Source organism: Motiliproteus sp. (genome assembly GCF_965230735.1).
GTDB lineage: Bacteria > Pseudomonadota > Gammaproteobacteria > Pseudomonadales > Balneatricaceae > Motiliproteus.
In genome coordinates this window covers 2190600-2211404 of the sequence record NZ_OZ246016.1, presented here as the reverse complement: position 1 = coordinate 2211404, position 20805 = coordinate 2190600, and the positions used below count along the sequence as shown (strand labels likewise).

The following is a 20805-nucleotide window of genomic DNA, read 5'->3' as shown; positions in this document are numbered from 1 at the left end:
TCAACTCTATATCCACGTCGACCACGACTGCTGAACCACGGTTCGCGGAGGTTGTTTTTTAGGGTTTAGGAACGGGCTTCCAAGACAGGCTTGGGTTGCTCTTTGGGGCGCAAAATCAAACGCGCCAGAGCGGGTAGAAGAATCAACGCACCGAGCATGTTCCACAGGAACATGAAGGTCAGCAGCACACCCAGGTCGGCCTGGAACTTGATCGGTGACCAGGCCCAGGTCCCCACACCAATCGCCAGTGTAAGGCCGGTGAAGGCAACCGCTTTACCGGTACTGCGCAGAGTATGCAGGTAGGCATCGGTCAAAGATTCCCCCTGCTCCATGTAGAACTGCAGTTTGGAGTAGATGTAGATGCCGTAATCGACCCCGATACCCACTCCCAGCGCGATTACCGGCAAAGTGGCCACTTTGACGCCGATCCCCATGTAGGTCATCAACGCCTGACAGAGCACGGAGGTCATCGCCAACGGCATGATGATACAGACCACGGTTTTAACCGAGCGGAAGGTCAAAAACACCAGCACCCCGACCACCCCGTAGACCCAGGCCAGCATCTCGTATTGAGCGGTCTCGATCACGATATTGGTGGCCGCCTCGATACCGGCATTACCGGCCGCCAGTTCGAACCGCACCGAGCCGTCGTTGTGTTGCGTGGCAAAATCAGCCGCCGCGTCAGCAACCCGGGTCAGGGTTTCAGCCTTGTGGTCATTCAGGTAGATCACGATCGGCAGGAAGTTGCAGTCGCTGTTGACCATCCCCGGCGGCACATGCTTCCCGGCGGTGGCCGAGTTCATCACGAAGTTATTGCGAGACAGCTCGGCCCACTTCAGGTTGCCCTCGTTCATACCGACCAGGCCCCGCTTGGCCACATTGACCATCGAGAACGACGACTGCACCCCCGGGACCCGATTGATCATCGACTGGAAGTGCTCAACCATCGTCAGGGTGTCGTAGCTGACGCAGGCGTCATCGGCGGTCTTAACCATCACCACAAACAGATCGGCGCTGGTGGCGAAGTTCGACGTTACAAAGGCGTTGTCCTGGTTGTAACGCGAATCCGGTCGCAACTCCGGCGCACCGGCATCCAAATCACCGATCTTCAGATCGCGGCTGTACTCGACTCCCCAGATCACCATCAGGGCAGCCCCCAACGTGATCATCATCGCCGGCACCGGTCGCGACGCGGCCTGCAGCAAATTCCAGAGTCGTTCCAACACGTTAAACTGATCCCCGGCCGCACGGACACCGGTGTAGGACAGCACCACCGGCAAAATCACCAGATTGGTCAGGATGATGGCGGCGATACCTAAACTGGCAGCGATCGCCAGGTCCTGAATCACGGTGATGTCGATCACCATCAGGGTGATGAAGCCGATACCGTCGGACAGCAGTGCGATAAAGCCGGGGATATAGAGCATCCGGAAGGCGTTGCGGGCCGCCTGCAGCTTATCGAAGCCATGACCGATCTCGGAGGCGGTCGAGTTGACGATCTGAACCCCGTGAGAGATCGCAATCGCAAACACCAGAAAGGGGACCAGCATCGAATAGGGATCAAGCTCAAACCCCAGCAACCGCAGCAACCCCAACTGCCAAACCACAGCAATCAGCGAACAGGCCAGCGGTACCAGGGCGCCAATCAGGCTTCGGGAATAGATCAGCAACAATACCAAGGTAATCGCGATGGCCATTGCAAAGAAGGTGGCGACCTGCCCGGCTCCTTCGATCAGGTCCCCCACCACTTTGGCAAAACCGGTGATATGAATCTTGACCCTGTCGGACTCGTATTTGTCCCGCACCAACTCCTCAAGCCGCTGCGAGAATTGATCATAATCGAGCGGCTCGCCGGTTTCGGGGCTGATATCGTAGAGCGGCGCCAGAATGATTGCCGATCTGTGGTTATTGGCGACTAACGAGCCGATACTGCCGGACTTGGCCACGTTGGCGCGCAGCTTGTCCAGCTCGGCCTCTGACCCATCATATTCGGACGGAATCACCGGCCCGCCGACAAAGCCTTCCTCGGTGACCTCGGTCCAGCGAACATTCGGTGTCCAGATCGACTTCAACCCGGAACGATCAACCCCTGGGATAAAGAACACTTCGTCGTTGATCTGCTTCAGGGTTTCCTGAAATTCAGCCGTGTAAATATCATCGCCGGTGGTCTCCACGGCGATCCTGACGGTGTTACCCAGCCCTGCCATCTCCTCCTTATTTTCCAGAAAGTTGGCGATATAGGGGTGCGAGGTGGGAATCATCTTCTCGAAGCTGGCGCCCATGGTGAGGTTGGTGGCGTAATAACCAAACACACAGGTCATCAGCAGGCATAGGGCCAGAATCAATGGTCGGTTGCCGAACAGAGTTCGTTCGACGATGGCTTCGGAATCTTTCAGCGGATGCATCAGGTGGTGATCAAGCTCTTTGGTGTACTTCGACATGGCCGGATTCCTTATTATTTAGCAGCTTTTGCAGCAACAGGGTTTACAGCGACACGTTGCACGCCGGCCAAACCGACCACCACGACCTGATTATCTGCCACCGGCAGCACCGCCATACTCGGTGCCGGTATCGGCAGAGACTGTGGAACAAACCGGTCACTCCCGGCAGGTTTCACCAACAAAGCACCGAAGCTGCCCACCAGAATCTGAGTACCATCTTCCAGTCGGGTCATACCGGTCAGGGTTCGCTTGATCGGTAACGCTATCGGTTGCCAACTATCGCCGCCGTCGTTGCTTTCAAACGCATTGCCGCGCAGGCCGTAGGCGACCAGGCGCCGATCAGCGAGGGATTTGATACCGAAGAAGGAGCCGTCATAGGGAGAGTAAAGCGCCTCCCAGCTCTGCCCCCGATCGGTGCTGCGAAACAGGGAACCGGCTTCACCGGCGATATAGAGAGCACCATCTGCAACGGTCATCGCATTCAGGTGAAAGCCATCGATATTGCCCAACGCTTCATTGATTGCTTGCCATGAGGCCCCACCATCACGGGTTTCAAGAAGTAATCCGTAAGCGCCGAGTAGATAACCATGCTGCGAATCGACAAAGGTGACATTAAGCAGTGTCGGCAAGGCCCGGTCTTCAACCGCTAATGCCGCTTCTTCAGCCCGGAACATCAGTTCTTCCAGCTCATACTCCGGATACTCGGGATCTGCCTCAGCGTCAGCTACCAGCGCCCGGTAGTAATCCGCGACCTGTTCGATTATCTCGCCGCCTTCAAGCACCTTGCGCCAGTTTTCCCCTCGGTCATCACTGCGGATAACAATGCCGTCGTGCCCCACCGCCCAAAAGGTGGATTCGTCAGCCTGGGCGATACCGGTCAACATCACCGATACCGGCACAACCGCCTGACGCCAGCTCACACCCTGATCATCGGACAACAGCACCCGTCCCCGCTCGCCGACCGCCAACAAACGGCTATCGCCTTCGATCAGCCCCACCAGTAGGCTGCGTTCCGGAGTTGATATGGCCTCGGTCGGCCGATTCATCCGATCATCAAAACCGGCTTGGGCCGGACCCACTACCAACAGAAGAAAAGAAACCAGTGTCGAAATCAGCACGCACCGTCCTGAACGGGTCGATGCGGCATTCTTCAGTGACAGCCGAAAAGGCGGCAGAAGAGATAAAAACATAGGGAGTGCTCGAATTATTGTTATCAGTGGTGCCAGAAGAGACTGGGAGCTGCAACTCCATCCCGCCCTATTCAACACTGCACCGATTCTAAAGTAGAAACGACCGACAACCTGTATCCGTGGGCGCCAATTGCTTATCACCACGTTTTGAACAGACTGACATAGATTTATTTTACTTTTATATCAAAAAGTTAAACCGACTAGAAAGATAGAGCTTGCTGCCTCAGTGGGCTGAGACCAGCACATCTTTGCGTGGAAATGCCTACTGTAAAAAGCCTGCTACCAAACCAGCAATAACTATCTTAATCTGTTATTTTTAAACATTATTTTGGCACAAGAACAGAACTTGGCGACGATAGAGTTAAAGGGACAGGTTAATCCCAACGCGTCAGATGATACGAATTTGGCGCCTAAAGATTGCCGCCCCACCAAAGGGCTGACTTAGGATGTCGACTGCGGACAACCACAGCCCGGCCGATCTCCCCCTTCAGTGATCGGCACTCTGGATCAAGTTCGCGAATGAAAAATAGAACAAATACAACAAATCAAGGTGGCAACATGACGACGAAGGTCTCGAACCAGCCTGTGCTTCAACCTAAGCGAGGATTCAAGCTGGCCCCGCTGTGCTCGGCAATGATACTCGCAGGTACTCTCTCCGCTCCTTCCGCTCACGCAGTCTATGAATTCAACATTGGTGATATCGAAGCTCAGCTGGATTCTGAGTTGTCACTTGGTGTAACCGTGCGTACCGAAGGCCAGGCAGCCCGATTGGTCGATCCGCAAAACGGTGCCTATCGTGGGGTTGCCGGTACTGCCAAATCGAAAACCATCGACGACGGCAACCTCAACTTCAATAAAGGCGACATCGTCTCCAACGTCTTTAAAGGCACCCATGGTCTGTCATTGCGTAAAGACAATGTTGGCGCTTTTGTCCGGGTCAAATACTGGTACGACTTTGAGCTGGAAAACAACAGCGTTCGTCACGGTAGCACTACCACCGGTTATGCACCTCAAGGCGGACGAATTGCGTTAAACGACAGCAAGTTTGACGATGAAGCCCGTTTCTCAGGTATAGACCTTCAGGACGCCTTTATTTTCGGCGAATTTGAAGCCGGTGAGATGCCGGTGGATCTGCGTCTTGGACGACAGGTTGTCAGCTGGGGTGAATCTACCTTTATCGGTGGCGGTATCAACCAGATCAACCCGATCGACGTTCCCGCTTTCCGCCGTCCCGGCGCGGTACTGAAAGATGTGCTGATGCCGGTCAATCTGGCCTACGGCTCCATCGGCTTGACCGACAACCTGACCGCCGAGGCGTTCTATCAGCTACAGTGGGAACCCTATACCATTGATGGTTGTGGAACCTTCTTTTCCACTAGTGATGTAGCGGCTCCCGGCTGTACCGGTGTAAACACAGCTCCTGACCATCTGGTCTTTGGTCCAGACGGCACGATAACACCCTGGGACGGTGGCCTCTCTATTCTGGGGGCGCCTGTTGCTATTGCTCGCGGCGAAGATAAAGAAGCCAAGAACTCGGGTCAATTCGGTTTAGCGGGACGCTACTATGTCGAAGATATCGAAACCGAGTTTGGTGCCTATTTTTTGAACTATCATAGCCGCCGACCCTACTTTGCGGTTACTTCTGAACCCGACAACCCCACCTATCACCTGGCTTATCCGGAAAACCTGAAAGTTTACGGTCTGAGCTTCAACACCACCCTGGGAGGTGTTTCTTGGTCAGGCGAGATCTCTTATCAGCCAGATTTCCCCGTCGCTTGGAATACTGCCGAAGCTCTACAAGCCGCCATCCTATCAGAGAACAGCCTGACCTCTGCAGGTCAGGTGAGCCCTGGATTCTATGACGATCTGGACGCAATTCGAGATACTGGTAATACGCTGGTCCTGGCAGATGAGTACGATGTTTATCAGCTCCAAACCTCCTTTATCCAGTTCTGGGATCAGGTGATGGGTGCCAGCCGCTTAAGCCTGATTGGCGAGGTTGGTGCCACCTATACCCACGGTATTGCAGAAAGTTACGACGATATTAATACCCGTCGCTACGGTCGTGGCATTGTCTTCGGCAACTGTACAACAGCAGGTATCTCCGACCAAACCGTCGCCTGTAGCGAGGGTGGTTTTGTTACCAAGCTGGCATGGGGCTATCGCCTTAAGACTGCACTGACCTACAACGACGTTTTCTCCGGCGTAAACCTGACTCCGTCGGTAACCTGGCGCCATGACGTTGACGGTGTTGCACCCAACGGCAACTTTATCGAAGGCCGTCAGTCGGTTTCGTTGGCCTTAGATGCTGATTATCTGGGCCAGTACAACGCCAGCATCTCCTACACCAACTACCTAACCAGTGAGTGGGACCCGCTCCATGACCGCGATCATCTGTCGATGTCTATCGGTATGTCGTTCTAAATGGTCATGAGCTTGAGAGGAATTTGACGAATGAACAAGCAAGTATTTCAAATGCGTAAACTGGCCACGGCCATAGTAGCGACACTCGCCATGGCTGGCGGCAACGCGATGGCGGCGGTCAGCGCCGAAGAAGCTGCCCGGCTGGGTGCAGATCTGACCCCGATAGGCGCCGAAAAAGCCGGCAACGCCGACGGTTCTATCCCGGCCTGGGATGGCGGTATGACGGAATCGGTAACCCAGGGCGATAACCCCTTTGCCGATGAGAAACCACTCTACGTCATCACCAATGCCAACAAGGAACAGTACAAGGACCTGTTGACTCCCGGGCAGATTGCCCTGTTTGAACGTTATCCGGACACCTATCAGATGCCGGTGTATCAGACTCGTCGTACCGCCGCCTACCCTGAGGTGATCTACGAAAAGGCCAAGAATAACGCCACCAAAGCGGTGATTCGTGAACAGGTCGCTTTCGACTATGACGAGTCGGTTCCCTTTGCGATTCCGCAAAATGCCGAAGAGATTGTTTGGAACCACCTGCTGCGTTATCGCGGCGGTTCGGTGAAGCGAGACCTGATGCAAGCGGCAGTTCAACGCAACGGGGACTACACCGCGGTCAAACTGGCCGATGAGTTTGTGTTCCCCTGGCATATCGCCGACGGCTACGACCCGGAAAAAGACGCCAATGTACTGTTCTATTTCAAGCAGGTGATCAAGGCCCCGGCCCGTCTGACCGGTACCGTACTTCTGGTGCATGAAACCCTGGACCAGATTAAGCAGCCGCGCCTTGCCTGGATCTACAATGCTGGCCAGCGCCGTGTTCGACGAGCCCCGCAGATCGCCTACGACGGCCCGGGTACAGCCTCTGACGGTCTGCGGACCTCAGACAACTTCGATATGTTCAACGGTGCCATCGATAAGTACGACTGGAAGCTGGTCGGTAAGAAAGAGCTACTGATCCCGTACAACTCGTTCAAACTGGCTGATAAGAGCCTGAAGTACGACGACATTCTGATGGCCGGTCATGTCAACCCGGAGTTTACCCGCTACGAGAAACACCGCGTCTGGGTCGTGGAAGCCAACCTGAGTGAAGGAGAGCGTCACATCTACGGCAAGCGGGTGTTCTACATCGACGAGGATACCTGGGGCATCGCTGTGGCGGACCACTACGACGGTCGCGGTGAGCTGTGGCGAGTTTCTGAAGGCCATGAGATCCAGTACACCGAGGCCAAAGTGCCCTGGAATGCTGCCGAGATCATCCATGATCTGCAGTCCGGTCGTTACCTGGCACTGGGCCTGACCAACGAAGAGAAGGGCTTGAACTTTGACCATAAAGCCAAGCACCGCGACTTCACCCCTTCCGCGCTTCGCCGAGCCGCCAAGCGATAACCGCTGACCGGCTCAGGCTGGCGGCAACTTTTAAGCAGGGCCTTATCAAAACCCGCCTGTTCAGCAGGCGGGTTTTTTTGTTAATAAAATTGAGCGTTTCTGTTCTAGAATCTGCACAGATTGTTGCTATAAGTTGAGCCTTTCACAGATTTCAGCGTTTGGAATCTTACCGTTCAACCAATTCGCGAATAGGAGATCTTTGATGCAGGAGGCAACCACAATCTCCGGCTGGGCCCTGGCCATCCAGCGTGCACTCGAGTCCTATCAGGTTGATCCTGCCCCCCTGTTTCGCGAAGCTGGTATCGATATCGATGCCATCAAAGACCCCAACGCCCGCTTTCCCAGCCACAAGACCATCACCCTGCTGGATCTGGGCATCAGAACCACCCGGGATCAGGCTTTCGGTCTGACCGTCGGTCGCTTTGTACGCCCCACGTCGTTGCATGCACTCGGATTCGCCAACTGGGCTTCACGGGATCTTCGCGAAGCTCAAACCCGCATGTGCCGTTACTTCAAAGTGCTGACCACCTGCACCTATGGCGAGATCGTGGAAGATCGGGACACGGTGGGTGTGCAGGTGATGGCGTACCCGAACTACCTTTCCCGTCTCACCTCTCCCCATTTCGAAGCGATTCTGTCCTGTTGTGTACAAACCGCTCGCCACCTGATGCCGGGACGCTTCAGACTGCATCACGTCCGCCTGACCCGCAGTCGCCCGGAGCAGGGAATTGAAAGTTTCAATCGCTTTTTCAAATGTCCGATCGAGTGGGAAAGCGACCGCACAGCCCTCTATATCGAACGAGAGCTCGCGGACATGCCGCTGCCGACCGCCAACCCGGAGCTGGCGCATCAAAACGAACAGCTGTGCAAGGAATATATTGCCCGGTTCGACCGACAGGATATCGTCAACCAGGTCTCCAACAAGCTGGTGGAGATGCTGCCACACGGAGAACCCAGCATGGAGCTGGTCGCATCCGAAGTCATGGTCAGCTGCCGTACGCTGCAGCGTAAACTCAAGGACCACGGCACCTGCTATAAGCAGCTGCTGGACGACATTCGCAAAGAGATGGCGATTCAATATGCCCGCCAGCAGCATGTCCCCATCGGTGAAATCAGCTACCGCTTGGGATTTGCCCATATCAGCAACTTCTCCCGCGCCTTCAAACGCTGGACCGGCAAGACCCCGGTCGATTTCCGTGAGCAGGCACTCTAACTGCCGTCCCAGCTGCACTGCCCAGAGGATGCAGCTTTTCTCACGCCGAGACCTCGCTTCAAAACCAAACCCCGATTGTCGACGAAGCTGAACACCAGCAACCCCAAGGACGTATCGTAGGTTTCCTAGTCCATTAGCCCTATTCCCCGACCGGCTTATTGCTCTTTCCCGATTCGCCTCCTAGGATGAGAGCAGAACAGGGACGAAGGGACCGACCATGACCGAAGTAAAGGCCGGTGCAGCAAGCGCACAGTTTCTCCAGCACCTGACCGAAGTTAACGAAACCCAACAGGTTATCGCCAGCGAAGATATCTATAACCAGTTTGGCGTGTTGCTGGTTTCCAAGGGCAGCCGGATCAATCCTCAGGCACAACGCCAACTGCAGCAGCACCGGTTGGAGAAGGACCTTGACCAACAGATCGAACTCGAACAGACCCTGACCGATCTCGAGCTGTTTCAGCAGACGCAGTCCTTGCTTGATCAGGACCCTGAACTTAAGCGACTGCATCAGAACAACCGTTTTGAAGACCCCTTCCGACACTTCTGTCTGACCGAAGACTTACCGCTGCCCCTGCGGCAGAAGCTGACCATCATGAAGCAGCAACTACCGTCGCTGTTTCAACACAGCCTTTTTTGCGGCTGGGCTTGTACCCTGATCGCTCGGGAGATGAAACTGTCCTCCGAGGCCTGTCGCAAGGCGTACGTGTGCGGACTCCTGCACGATGTAGGCATGCTCTATCTTGCGCCGAAACTTCAAACCCAAGCACCGCTTGAAAATGACGATTGGCGAGCGCTGCAGAGCCATGTGGTAATCGGGCAGCGCTGCGTGGAGGGCTTGGGTCTTCACCCCTCGATCGGCCAGGGAATTCTTGAGCACCACGAGCGACTGGATCAAACCGGCTATCCCAGCCGTAAATCCCCGGACAAGCTCAACAAGCTGGGCCAGATTGTTGCCAGTGCGGATATGCTCTACAACCTGTGCAGTAACGAGCTCAACAACTCCGACAAGGCAGTGCACGACGCCTTGCCTTACGTCAAAGTTCACCACAGCAGCTTTAACGCCGAGATCCATGCTGCGCTGATGCGGGTACTCTCCAGAGCAGGTACCCGCAGCGATGACGAAGCGGCCTCCCTGCAACCGGTAAACCTGGAGCGGGTCAGAAACGTCAACCAGCATCTGTCCGAGCTACTCACCCCCCTGACCCCGCTGGTTGAGAAAATCAGCCAGCTGGACTTCAACGAAGGCAGTAAACTGGCCACCATGATGGGGGCGATCAATCAGGTGCTGAGTACCTCCGGAATCGCAGATTCCCAACTCAAGGACTGGTTGATGGCCGACATGGACCCGAGCGACCCGGATAATTACGACTGCCTCAAAGAGACCGATGCGATGCAGTACGAATTGCTTTGGCTGTTGAAAAGACTGGGGTGGAACCTCGACAGTCTGCTCCAATGCGAGGCAGCCAAGACGCTCTCTGAACGCGGCGAACTGGAACAGTACCGCCAACAGCTACAGAAGGGGCTTGAGCGGGGTTTTGATAGCTACCGCCAGCAAGCGGATCAAGATTAGTTTCCGTCCAATCAATTTTATGTTTACGTTAACGTAAACAATCGATAGAGTTGGATAGCTTCATACCCGGCTGAATTCAACGCTATGGACAAAACCTATTCGATCAGCGATCTCTCCCGAGATTTTGAGATCACCACCCGCAGCATCCGCTTCTACGAGGACCAGGGCCTTTTAGCGCCGACTCGACGCGGCCAGACCCGGATCTATTCCAAAGGGGACCGCGTTCGTCTGAAATTGATCATGCGGGGTAAGCGACTCGGGTTTTCACTGGCCGAGATTCGCGAAATCATCACCATTTACGATACCAGCCCCGACAGTTCAGAGATCCAACTGAACCGGATGCTCAGCATCATAGCGACCAAAAAACAGGCCCTCGAGCAGCAGATACGTGATATCGCCATGATCCGCATGGAACTTGAAACCACCGAAGAACGCTGCCGCCGAGCACTGGATGACCTCCATCAGGCCTCAGATTCAAACCCCGATTTCGACTGATCCACTTACCACCCACCCGATAACGACCACCGGAGCCTTCCCCTTACAGCGTAAGACGTGGTTCAACCCTCGACTGACAACTTGGCCGTGGCCAAGCTACCACCCCATCTCGGCCAGCATCCCCAACTATACTCAGCACAGGCGACAAACCGGTTAATGGTTAGCCTAATTTATAAGTTTACGTTTACGTTAACTTACTGTACGCTGCCGTATGTTGATAATAACCGGTCCGACCGAGAGCTATAAGACGCAACAGGAACCCCGCTATGGCCATCCTTGAATCGAAGATCAATCCCCGCAGTGCCGAGTACCAGCAGAAGCAGGAGCAGATGCACGAAGCGGTACAGGAACTCAGAGATAAAGTCGAAACCATCGCCCAAGGTGGCGGTGCCAAATACCAGGAACGTCATACGTCCCGGGGCAAGCTGCTACCGCGCGAACGGATCAACCGACTGCTGGATGAAGGCTCCCCCTTTATGGAGCTGTCCCAGCTGGCCGCCACCGACGTCTATGAAGAAGAGGTACCGGCCGCCGGTATCATTACCGGTATCGGCCGGGTCAGCGGCCAGGAATGCATGATCGTCGCCAATGATGCCACCGTTAAGGGTGGCACCTACTTCCCACTGACGGTGAAAAAACACCTGCGCGCCCAGGCGATCGCTGAAAAGAACCACCTGCCCTGTATCTACCTGGTCGATTCAGGCGGCGCCAACCTGCCCCGCCAGGATGAAGTCTTCCCTGATCGCGAACACTTCGGTCGAATCTTCTACAACCAGGCCAACATGTCGGCCAAGGGGATTCCGCAGATCGCCGTGGTCATGGGGCTCTGTACCGCCGGTGGCGCCTACGTACCGGCAATGGCCGATGAGTCGATCATCGTCAAAGAGCAAGGCACCATCTTCCTGGCTGGCCCGCCGCTGGTGAAGGCTGCCACCGGCGAAGAGGTGTCCGCCGAAGACCTGGGTGGCGCTGACGTCCACTGCCGCACCTCCGGTGTCGCCGATCACTATGCCCAGAACGATCAGCACGCGCTGGAGCTGGCCCGACAGGCAGTGTCGCGCCTGAACCGCCGCAAGAACATCAACCTCGATGTGAAGCCTTCACTACCGCCGCGCTTTGGCGCCGAAGAGCTTTACGGCATTGTCGGTACCGATCTGAAGAAGCCGTTCGACGTGCGCGAGGTGATCGCCCGTATCGTCGACGACTCCGATTTCGACGAGTTTAAAAAGCTCTACGGCTCGACCCTAGTCACCGGCTTTGCCCGTGTCCACGGCTACCCGGTCGGAATTATCGCCAACAACGGTGTGCTCTACTCCGAATCGGCCCAAAAAGGCGCCCACTTCATCGAACTCTGCTGTCAGCGCAAGATCCCGCTGCTGTTCCTGCAGAACATCACCGGCTTTATGGTCGGCCAGAAGTACGAGGCCGAAGGGATCGCCAAGCACGGTGCCAAGATGGTCACCGCGGTTTCCTGCGCCCAGGTGCCGAAACTGACCGTGCTGATCGGCGGCAGCTTCGGCGCCGGCAACTACGGCATGTGTGGCCGCGCCTACGACCCCAACTTCCTGTGGATGTGGCCCAACGCCCGTATCTCGGTGATGGGCGGCGAACAGGCCGCCGGGGTACTGGCCCAGGTTAAGCGGGACGGCATCGAGCGTACCGGCGGCAGCTGGTCCAGCGAAGAAGAGGAAAGCTTCAAGCAGCCGGTCAAGGATATGTACGAGAAGCAGGGTCATCCGTTCTACGCCTCCGCCCGACTCTGGGACGACGGCGTGATCGATCCGGTCCAGACCCGCGATGTGATCGGCATGGGCCTGGCCGCAGCGCTGAATAAAGAGGTCGAGGAGACCAAGTTCGGCGTGTTCCGGATGTAAGGGAGGAATCAGAGATGAGCGAAACCGTACTCTATAACGTGGATAGCCGAGGGGTTGCGACCCTGACGCTGAACCGTCCCGACGTCCATAACGCCTTCGACGACGCGATCATCAATGCGTTGATCGAAAAGCTCGAGCTTGCTGCCAACGATAACGCCGTGCGCGTGTTGGTTTTGCGCTCTGAAGGCAAGAACTTCTCCGCTGGCGCCGACCTGAACTGGATGCGCCGGATGGCCCAAAACAGCCATCAGGAAAACCTCGAAGACGCCCGTGGGCTGGCAAAACTGATGGAACTGCTGAACTTCCTGCCCAAGCCCACCATCGCCCTGGTCCAGGGTGCCGCCTTCGGTGGTGCCGTCGGACTGGCCGCCTGTTGCGATATCGTTATCGCCACCGAAGCCAGCAAATTCTGCCTGTCCGAAGTTCGTATCGGCCTGATCCCGGCCGTGATCAGCCCCTATGTGAATCAGGCCATTGGTGAGCGCCAATCACGCCGCTACATGCTGACCGCCGAGGCCTTCAGCAGCGCCCAGGCCCAACAATGGGGCCTGGTGCACGAGCTGGTTGCCGACAACGCCGACCTCGACGGCGCCAAAGAGGAGCTGGTTGCCAAACTCTTGGGCAACAGCCCGCAGGGGATTGGCGCCGCCAAGGCGTTGATCTTCGCCGTCAGCCAGAAACCGATCAGCAGTGACGTGATCGAAGATACCGCCCGGCGAATCGCCGATATTCGTGTCAGCGAAGAGGGTCAGGAAGGACTGAACTCTTTCCTCAACAAGCGCAAACCGAACTGGATTCAGGATTGAAAGGGCTTCGATATGCTTACCAATATTCTGATGGCAAATAGTGGTGACCAGCCGCAGCGCGGCGCAGCGACGAGCGCCGAAGGCGTGAAGTCAAATCGCAACCTGAGCAACGCTCAGTCAGGCGATCATTTTCAAATCAGCGAACAGGCGTAACCGGAGCTCCCTATGTTTACCAAAATTTTGATTGCCAACCGTGGCGAGATCGCCTGCCGGATTATCGAAACCGCCCATAAGATGGGCGTAAAGTGTGTCGCGGTCTACTCCGAGGCCGATCGCAATGCCCGTCACGTGGCGCTGGCCGACGAAGCCTTCCTGCTCGGCCCGGCACCCAGCCGCGACAGCTACCTGCGGATCGACAAGATCATCGAAGCCGCCAAAATCTCAGGGGCCCAAGCCGTTCACCCCGGTTACGGTTTCCTGTCCGAGAACGCCGAGTTCGCTAAAGCCCTGGCGGAGAATGGTCTGGCATTTATCGGCCCGCCGGTTGGCGCCATCGAAGCGATGGGGTCCAAGAGTGCCGCCAAGACGATCATGGAAAACGCCGGGGTTCCACTGGTACCCGGTTATCACGGTGATGATCAGAGCCGCGAGTTGATCAAGGCCGAAGCGGCCCGCTGCGGCTACCCGGTACTGCTGAAAGCCGTCGCCGGCGGCGGCGGTAAAGGCATGCGGGTGGTCTGGCAGGAGTCCGAGTTCGACGAGGCCTTCGATGCCGCCAAGCGTGAAGGTGAAAGCAGCTTCAACAACGGCGATCTACTGGTTGAAAAGTACCTGACCAAGCCCCGCCACGTTGAGCTCCAGGTATTCTGTGACCGTCACGGCAATGGTGTTTATCTGGGCGATCGCGACTGCTCGGTCCAGCGTCGACACCAGAAGGTGATCGAAGAAGCGCCGGCACCGAACATCTCCGACGAGATCCGCAAGGCGATGGGTGAGTCCGCCGTCCAGGCTGCCAAGGCGATCGACTATGTCGGCGCCGGTACGGTCGAATTCCTCTACGACGAGGACGGCAGCTACTACTTCATGGAGATGAACACCCGACTGCAGGTCGAACACCCGGTCACCGAACTGGTGACCCGTCAGGATCTGGTCGAATGGCAACTGCGCGTCGCCGCCGGTCAACCGTTGCCGCTGGCGCAGTCCGATATCAGCCTGCACGGCCACTCATTGGAAGTCCGTGTCTATGCCGAGGATCCGGATGCCGACTTCACTCCGGCCACCGGCACCCTGGATTACCTACGCACCCCGGTGGAAAGCAAATATGTCCGGGTCGATACCGGCGTCATCGAAGGCGATACCGTCAGCCATTATTACGATCCGATGATTGCCAAGCTGATCGTCTGGGACGAAAGCCGCGAGCTGGCGCTGACCCGGATGCAGCAGGCGCTGGAGGACTACCGTATCTGCGGTCTGAAGACCAACCTGGGCTTCCTGTCGAAACTGGCCGGTAGCGAAAGCTTCCGTCGCTTCGATGTCGATACCGGCTTTATCGAACGTCACCACGATCAACTGTTCAGCAACGACGAGATCGACGAGCAGCGCTATATCGCGCTGGCCGCCTGCTACCTGACCCTGGCCCGCAAGGCCAGCTCGGCCAATCAGGATGATCCGACCTCACCGTTCAACCGCCTCAACAGCCTGCGGTTGAACAGCCGGTACGCCCAACCGTACGAGCTGACGCATGGGGACAACAACCATGCCGTCAGCGTGCTGGAACGGGATCAGGACTTCCTGATCCGGGTGGATAACTCCGAGTTCCAGGTCAAAGGCCAACTGAGCGGCGACCAGCTCAGCGCCACCCTCAACGGTCACCGTTTCTCGGTTTCGGTATTCCAGAAAGAGGCCGACATCACCCTGTTCCACGACGGCTGTCAGTTCGAATGTCAGCGCCATGTGGAAATCCATGGCGATGCCGAAGGTGAACAGGCCGGTTCACTGGCAGCACCGATGACCGGTACCGTGGTTGCGGTACTGAAACAGGCCGGTGATCAGGTTGAAGCCGGCGAAGGTTTGATCGTCATCGAGGCGATGAAGATGGAGCAAACCATCAGCGCCCCCTTCGACGGCACCGTCAGCGAAGTCTACTTCGCAGCCGGCGATCTGGTCGACGAAGGCGCCGAACTGCTCGGGCTTGAAGCCAGCGGGGAGGAGTAAGCCATGTCGGTCCAACAATCAGCGCTTCCACAACGGGTAAAGATCGTCGAGGTCGGCGCCCGTGACGGGCTGCAGAACGAGCCGGGTGATATCGTCGCCACCGGCGTCAAGCTGGAACTGATCCGGCGGCTGGAACAGGCCGGTCTGAGCTACATCGAAGCCGCCAGTTTCGTGTCGCCCAAGTGGGTCCCTCAGATGGGTGATGCGGCCGAGGTGATCGGCGGCATCGAGCCCAAACCGGGGGTCACCTACGCCGCGCTGACCCCAAACCTGAAAGGGCTGGAAAGCGCACTGGAAGCCGGCGTCAAAGAGGTGGCGATCTTTGGCGCCGCCTCCGAGAGTTTCTCGCAGAAGAACATCAACTGCTCGGTGGCAGAAAGCCTGAACCGGTTTGAAGCCGTGATGGAGCGGGCCAAGGCCGCCGATGTTCGGGTTCGAGGTTATGTCTCGACGGTGATGGGCTGCCCTTATGAGGGGGAGATCGCTCCGCAGAAGGTCGCCGACGTGGCCGAAACCATGTTCCAGATGGGCTGCTATGAGATCTCGCTGGGTGACACCATCGGTGTCGGCACACCACTCAAAGCCAAACGGATGCTCGAAGCCGTTTCCGGCAGAATTCCGATGCCGCAACTGGCGGCCCACTTCCATGACACCTACGGCCAGGCGCTTCCCAACCTGCTGGCGGTACTGGAGGAAGGGCTGGCCGTGATCGACAGCTCGGTGGCCGGTCTGGGCGGCTGTCCCTACGCCAAGGGTGCATCGGGCAATGTCGCCACCGAAGACGTGGTCTATATGCTGCACGGGATGGGAATCGAAACCGGAATCGATCTGCCCAAGCTGATCAGCGCCGGGAACTACATCATGGAGCAGCTGGGACGCGAAACCCGCTCCAAGGTGGCGCGCGCACTGGGTTAACCCCCTGGCGTGCACGGCAGGATCAGTCGCAGGAATCGGGGATATCAACGCAATGACTGGCTAAATGATACCCCGATACACTATGCTGGATTACGGTCCGCCGGTGGCTAAAGGCCTCCGTGCAACAGTGTCCAAATCAGGCATAGGGATGTCGCTATCGAAACCGAAGAGATGCTGGGGCTGATCCTGGATAGCCAGAGAGATGCCGTTTTCGCTGTTAAAGAGCGAAAAATAATCTATGCCAATCGGTCGGCCGTTAAGCTGGCCGGTTACGGCCTCGACGAGCTGTTGGAACGGGATTTCAACCTGCTGGTGGATCCGGATGAAGACCCGCATTTGATGGCGCTGGCCCAGCAGCGTGGTCGCAATCAAAACCGCGAAATCCAGTTCGATCTGATCCCCAAGACAGGCGGCCCAATCCCGGTGGCAACGGTGCTCAACCACCGTTTTCACGATCAGTTGGGCCATCTGTTTATCGCCTCGGTTCACGATCTGCGCCTGCGCAGAAAACTGACCAAAAAGATCAAACGCTCCGAACGCGAATTCCGCCAGATTATCGAGAACCTACCCGATACCTTCTATCGGACCGATGCCAACGGCATCATCACCATGCTGTCGCCGTCCAGTAGCCGACTACTGGGCTATACACCGGCCGAAGCGATCGGTACCAAGTTAGCCGACTACTACTATCACCCGGAAGACCGTGACCATGTGATGCAGAAACTGGCCGCCAATCACGGCAAACCGATCCAGGTCGATTCGGCGCTGCGGCATAAGAGCGGCCACCTGGTCTGGGTTTTCAGCCATCTCTATGCACGTACCGACGACGACGGCAATTTCATCGGGGTCGAAGGGGTGACCCGCGAATCCACCAAGCGAAAACTCGATGAAGAGCGCTGGATCTATGCGGCCAACCACGACTTCTTGACCGGTCTCTACAACCGCAACTACTTCAATGCCGAGCTTGAGCGCGCGATGCGCCGAGCCAAGCGCAAAGATGACCAACTGACGCTGATCTATTTCGATCTGGATGGCTTCAAGTCGATCAATGATAACCACGGTCACGATGCCGGTGATGAACTGCTGTCGAGCATCGCTGCTCAGGTAAAACACTACTTCCGTGAATCGGACCTGATCGCCCGCATCGGTGGTGACGAGTTTGCGATCCTGTTCGAAAACGAGCTACCGCCCCAGAGCGCCCGTGAGGTGGCGGAGCAACTGGTCATGCTCTGCCGTCACCCTCTTGAGTACCACGGCCGGACGCTCAAGGTCAGCGCCAGTGCCGGCGTCGCCCGCTACCCCTGCCATGGCGACTGTCCCAAGACGCTGCTCAAAAGCGCCGACAACGCCATGTACCAAGCCAAGCTGGCCGGGAAAAACCGTATCGCCCTGCTCAATTAAGGCAGCACCTTTACCACCAACAACGGCCGATTTGCCGTTGAAGGAACAGCCTCGGTTGAAGTTGTTGATCGACCTCGAAGCCTTCGGCAAAAAATCGAGCTAGAATAGCGGCTTTGTTCACCGACGAGCCGACTCAGACCCCATGACCCGCAACGATTCCAACCTGCCCAACGCCTCCCTGATCAAGCGCCTGGGGGCAATGCTATACGATTCTCTGCTGCTGGCCGCACTCTGGATGGTGGTCGGTGCTATCGGGGTTGCCCTGAACAACGGTGAGGCGGTGAAGGGCCCGCTGTTCAACAGCGCATTGTTTCTGGTCACCTTTCTTTTCTTTATGATTTTCTGGACCCGCAGCGGTCAGACGTTAGGCATGCTGGCCTGGCGGATTCGAATTCAAACCCCGGAAGGACAGGCGATCAGCGGTCTGCAGGCGTTGATCCGCTTCTTCAGCGCCGGGCTGTCGCTACTCTGTCTGGGCGCGGGTTACTGGTGGATGCTATTCGATAAGCAGGGACTGACCTGGCATGACCGCTACTCGGAGTCACGGGTGGTTCAGTTACCCAAGGTGAAAAAGAAGAACTAAAAATCTGCGACTCCAAACGAAAAAGAGCCCTAACCGGGCTCTTTTTGCATGCATACGAACAGGTTGCCGCAGATTAACCGCCCCGCCGCAACATCCAGAACCCGGCCAGAATACAGGCGCCGATCGGCGTCAGCACCGCAATCACCGGCGGAAAACCATACACAGTACTGGCCGGACCCAGCAGGTCCTGGCTGAATTTGAACACCAGCCCCACCAGAATGCCCACCAACACCCGCTGCCCCATGGTCACCGAGCGCAGTGAACCAAATACGAAAGAGACTGCGATCAGCACCAGCGAGAAGATCGCCAGCGGCTGCATCAGCTTGCTCCAGAACGCCAACTGGTGCGGGGCGGCGTTGATCCCCTGGGAGTTCATGTAAGCGATAAAACCACGCAGGTTGTAGACCGACATATCCTCAGGAGCCAACGACAACAACTCCAGAAATTCCGGCTTCAAATCCGACTTCCAGTGCTCTTCGGGCTTCACCACGATACGGGTCTGATCGCCGTCAAAGTGGGTGGTCCGCATCTGCTGCAGTTTCCAGACACCCTGCTCGTATTCGGCCTCTTTGACAAAACTGGCGGTCAGCAACTCGCGCTGATTATTGAACTCGTACAGGGTGAGGCCATGAACCAGGCCATTTCGCTCGATCGCATTGAAGTGCATTACCCAGTTGCCTTCACGGTGCCAGACCCCGTATTGGGTCCCGACGGCACGACCTCCACTATGGGCCTTGGCTTTCTCGACCGTGGCCTGCTGACCGGTCACCGGCACCACAAACTCACCGATCAGACCGGCCACAATCACCAACAGCAGCACCGGGCGACTGACCGATAGCACGATTCGGAATTTGCTCACCCCGGCAGCCCGCATCACCGTCAGCTCCGAGCTGCTGGCCAGCATTCCCAGGCCGATCAGGCAACCCACCAGGCTGGCCAACGGAATAAACTCGTACACACTACCGGGAATCGACAGCAGCACATAGCGTACCGCCACATCCAGAGTGTAGTGCTGGTTCAGGTCCTTAAGCTCATCCACAAAGGCGAACAGCACATCCAGACCTATGATCGCCAGCAGCACCACCAGGCAGGAGAAAAGGACGGTTTGTCCGATATAGCGATTGAGGCGTTTCATCGTGCCTCCTTGGCCGGTAACGGCAGGCTATGCCAGATTCGGCCCCATAGCCGTCCCCAGAAACCATTGGAGACATGCAGATTCAGCGCGATCAGCCCAAACAGTCCGTGAACCGCCCAGAATTTCAATACCGCCAAGGGTTCCCCTTCGTCCATCCCGCTGCGAGCCGTGGTCAGTAGCGTCAGGTAGGTCAGGTACAGCAGGATCGACGGCAATAACCGGGCGTAACGGCCCTGGCGCGGATTAACCTTGCTCAACGGCACCGCCAGCAATGTGACCATCAGGCAGAGCACCGGCAACGAGGCGCGCCAGTGCAGTTGGGCCCGATACTGGAAGCCATCATTGCGTAGCAGTTCGGCGGTGGGCAGCACCTCGATCTCGGACACCTGACGTCGAAGCGGCGACTGCTTCAGCTGAATCCCATATTCATCAAATTTGTAGATCCTGAAGTCCGCTTCTCCCGGTACGCCTTCGTAACGGTAACCGTTACTCAGCAGCAAAAAGCGACTACGGGTCTCGGCATCCAGATACTGGCGGCCGCTTTCGGCCACCATGATTCCCAGACGCGGTTCCTGGCGAGTGCCGACCTGTTCGGACAGAAAGACCGACCGCAGTTCGGTGCGGTTATTCACCAGCTCCTCCACGTAGGAGACCCGCTGCCGGCTCGGCAGTTTCTGGAACCGGCCCTCGGCCAGCGCATCGAATTCGGTCATCGATTCCTGTTTGTGCAGGATGGTTTTGACCTGGGCCGCACCCCAGGGCGTCACCAGAAAACTCAGTACCCCAACCAGCAGGGCGACCATCAGCGCCGGCCCCATCGTCAGCCATTGCAGGCGACGATCACTGACTCCGGCAGCGGTCAGGGTTCCGATCTCGTTTTCCAGATAGAGTCGTCCGTAGGACAGTAAGATCCCCAGAAACAGCCCCAGCGGCAGAATCAGCTCGAGGAAACCGGGAATCCGGTAGCTGATCAACAGCAACAGCACATCGGCCGAGATTCGACCATCCGCGGCCGAGGCCAGGTATTTGATAAAACGACCGCTCATGATGATCATCAGCAGCACACCGGTTACGGCGGTCATGCTGACCAGGACTTCGCGGCTCAAGTAACGAAAAATAATCACCGGGTAACAGGCTCTCCAACGCCCCGCCCACGGTGATGATGACGCTTCACCGCCGGCACAACTCTATTAATCCCACTCTGCAAAAGCTGCAAAT

Annotated in this window: 16 protein-coding genes; 12 read left to right on the top strand and 4 right to left on the bottom strand. The window is 57.0% G+C overall.

Going from position 1 to position 20805, the window contains the following annotated elements:
- Nucleotides 1–65: 65 nt before the first annotated feature.
- Nucleotides 66–2441, bottom strand: coding sequence for an efflux RND transporter permease subunit (locus ACO05M_RS10330; protein ID WP_421862132.1), 2376 nt, complete (start codon nucleotides 2439–2441; stop codon nucleotides 66–68).
- A gap of 14 nt (nucleotides 2442–2455) precedes the next feature.
- Nucleotides 2456–3559, bottom strand: coding sequence for a WD40/YVTN/BNR-like repeat-containing protein (locus tag ACO05M_RS10325; RefSeq protein ID WP_421862130.1), 1104 nt, complete (start codon nucleotides 3557–3559; stop codon nucleotides 2456–2458).
- Nucleotides 3560–4150: 591 nt separating this feature from the next.
- On the opposite strand from ACO05M_RS10325, the gene ACO05M_RS10320 reads away from it, so the two are divergent.
- The 12 genes from ACO05M_RS10320 to ACO05M_RS10265 all read left to right on the top strand — a co-directional run bounded on the left by ACO05M_RS10320 (nucleotide 4151) and on the right by ACO05M_RS10265 (nucleotide 18452).
- The gene (locus ACO05M_RS10320) at nucleotides 4151–6055 is read left to right on the top strand and encodes a DUF1302 domain-containing protein (protein WP_421862128.1); all 1905 of its coding nucleotides are present in this window, start codon (nucleotides 4151–4153) and stop codon (nucleotides 6053–6055) included.
- 30 nt (nucleotides 6056–6085) lie between these two features.
- On the top strand, nucleotides 6086–7441 hold the full coding sequence (locus ACO05M_RS10315; protein WP_421862126.1) for a DUF1329 domain-containing protein: 1356 nt from the start codon (nucleotides 6086–6088) through the stop codon (nucleotides 7439–7441).
- A 202-nt stretch (nucleotides 7442–7643) separates the two neighbouring features.
- On the top strand, nucleotides 7644–8654 hold the full coding sequence (locus ACO05M_RS10310) for an AraC family transcriptional regulator (RefSeq protein ID WP_421862124.1): 1011 nt from the start codon (nucleotides 7644–7646) through the stop codon (nucleotides 8652–8654).
- Between the two features lie 217 nt (nucleotides 8655–8871).
- Entirely contained in the window at nucleotides 8872–10224 is a 1353-nt protein-coding gene (locus ACO05M_RS10305) for an HD-GYP domain-containing protein (RefSeq protein WP_421862122.1), read from the top strand.
- Between the two features lie 84 nt (nucleotides 10225–10308).
- Nucleotides 10309–10719, top strand: coding sequence for a MerR family transcriptional regulator (locus tag ACO05M_RS10300; protein WP_421862120.1), 411 nt, complete (start codon nucleotides 10309–10311; stop codon nucleotides 10717–10719).
- Between the two features lie 266 nt (nucleotides 10720–10985).
- A complete protein-coding gene (locus ACO05M_RS10295) occupies nucleotides 10986–12593 on the top strand; it encodes a carboxyl transferase domain-containing protein (protein ID WP_421862118.1) in 1608 nt (535 codons plus the stop codon).
- Between the two features lie 14 nt (nucleotides 12594–12607).
- Nucleotides 12608–13399, top strand: coding sequence for an enoyl-CoA hydratase/isomerase family protein (locus tag ACO05M_RS10290; RefSeq protein ID WP_421862116.1), 792 nt, complete (start codon nucleotides 12608–12610; stop codon nucleotides 13397–13399).
- A gap of 12 nt (nucleotides 13400–13411) precedes the next feature.
- Nucleotides 13412–13552, top strand: a complete 141-nt coding sequence (locus tag ACO05M_RS10285) for a hypothetical protein (RefSeq protein ID WP_421862114.1) — start codon at nucleotides 13412–13414, stop codon at nucleotides 13550–13552.
- Between the two features lie 12 nt (nucleotides 13553–13564).
- The gene (locus tag ACO05M_RS10280; RefSeq protein WP_421862112.1) at nucleotides 13565–15553 is read left to right on the top strand and encodes an acetyl/propionyl/methylcrotonyl-CoA carboxylase subunit alpha; all 1989 of its coding nucleotides are present in this window, start codon (nucleotides 13565–13567) and stop codon (nucleotides 15551–15553) included.
- Nucleotides 15554–15556: 3 nt separating this feature from the next.
- Nucleotides 15557–16468, top strand: coding sequence for a hydroxymethylglutaryl-CoA lyase (locus ACO05M_RS10275; protein ID WP_421862110.1), 912 nt, complete (start codon nucleotides 15557–15559; stop codon nucleotides 16466–16468).
- 171 nt (nucleotides 16469–16639) lie between these two features.
- Complete coding sequence (locus ACO05M_RS10270) at nucleotides 16640–17869, top strand: diguanylate cyclase domain-containing protein (RefSeq protein ID WP_421862108.1); 1230 nt, start codon at nucleotides 16640–16642, stop codon at nucleotides 17867–17869.
- A 142-nt stretch (nucleotides 17870–18011) separates the two neighbouring features.
- Complete coding sequence (locus tag ACO05M_RS10265; protein ID WP_421862106.1) at nucleotides 18012–18452, top strand: RDD family protein; 441 nt, start codon at nucleotides 18012–18014, stop codon at nucleotides 18450–18452.
- A gap of 73 nt (nucleotides 18453–18525) precedes the next feature.
- Here the strand turns inward: ACO05M_RS10265 and lptG are convergent, their stop codons facing one another.
- Both lptG and lptF read right to left on the bottom strand, forming a co-directional pair.
- The gene (gene lptG, locus ACO05M_RS10260) at nucleotides 18526–19587 is read right to left on the bottom strand and encodes an LPS export ABC transporter permease LptG (RefSeq protein WP_421862104.1); all 1062 of its coding nucleotides are present in this window, start codon (nucleotides 19585–19587) and stop codon (nucleotides 18526–18528) included.
- A complete protein-coding gene (gene lptF / locus ACO05M_RS10255) occupies nucleotides 19584–20711 on the bottom strand; it encodes an LPS export ABC transporter permease LptF (protein ID WP_421862102.1) in 1128 nt (375 codons plus the stop codon). Before lptF ends, lptG begins: the two co-directional genes overlap by 4 nt.
- Nucleotides 20712–20805 lie beyond the last annotated feature (94 nt).

Coding starts and splice junctions, on each gene's coding strand:
- ACO05M_RS10280 (WP_421862112.1), top strand. CDS start 13,565: ATGTTTACCAAAATTTTGATTGCCAACCGTGGCGAGATCGCCTGCCGG.
- ACO05M_RS10320 (WP_421862128.1), top strand. CDS start 4,151: ATGAAAAATAGAACAAATACAACAAATCAAGGTGGCAACATGACGACG.
- ACO05M_RS10315 (WP_421862126.1), top strand. CDS start 6,086: ATGAACAAGCAAGTATTTCAAATGCGTAAACTGGCCACGGCCATAGTA.
- ACO05M_RS10305 (WP_421862122.1), top strand. CDS start 8,872: ATGACCGAAGTAAAGGCCGGTGCAGCAAGCGCACAGTTTCTCCAGCAC.
- ACO05M_RS10295 (WP_421862118.1), top strand. CDS start 10,986: ATGGCCATCCTTGAATCGAAGATCAATCCCCGCAGTGCCGAGTACCAG.
- ACO05M_RS10290 (WP_421862116.1), top strand. CDS start 12,608: ATGAGCGAAACCGTACTCTATAACGTGGATAGCCGAGGGGTTGCGACC.
- ACO05M_RS10310 (WP_421862124.1), top strand. CDS start 7,644: ATGCAGGAGGCAACCACAATCTCCGGCTGGGCCCTGGCCATCCAGCGT.
- ACO05M_RS10270 (WP_421862108.1), top strand. CDS start 16,640: ATGCTGGGGCTGATCCTGGATAGCCAGAGAGATGCCGTTTTCGCTGTT.
- ACO05M_RS10300 (WP_421862120.1), top strand. CDS start 10,309: ATGGACAAAACCTATTCGATCAGCGATCTCTCCCGAGATTTTGAGATC.
- ACO05M_RS10285 (WP_421862114.1), top strand. CDS start 13,412: ATGCTTACCAATATTCTGATGGCAAATAGTGGTGACCAGCCGCAGCGC.
- ACO05M_RS10330 (WP_421862132.1), bottom strand. CDS start 2,441: ATGTCGAAGTACACCAAAGAGCTTGATCACCACCTGATGCATCCGCTG.
- lptG (WP_421862104.1), bottom strand. CDS start 19,587: ATGAAACGCCTCAATCGCTATATCGGACAAACCGTCCTTTTCTCCTGC.
- ACO05M_RS10265 (WP_421862106.1), top strand. CDS start 18,012: ATGACCCGCAACGATTCCAACCTGCCCAACGCCTCCCTGATCAAGCGC.
- ACO05M_RS10275 (WP_421862110.1), top strand. CDS start 15,557: ATGTCGGTCCAACAATCAGCGCTTCCACAACGGGTAAAGATCGTCGAG.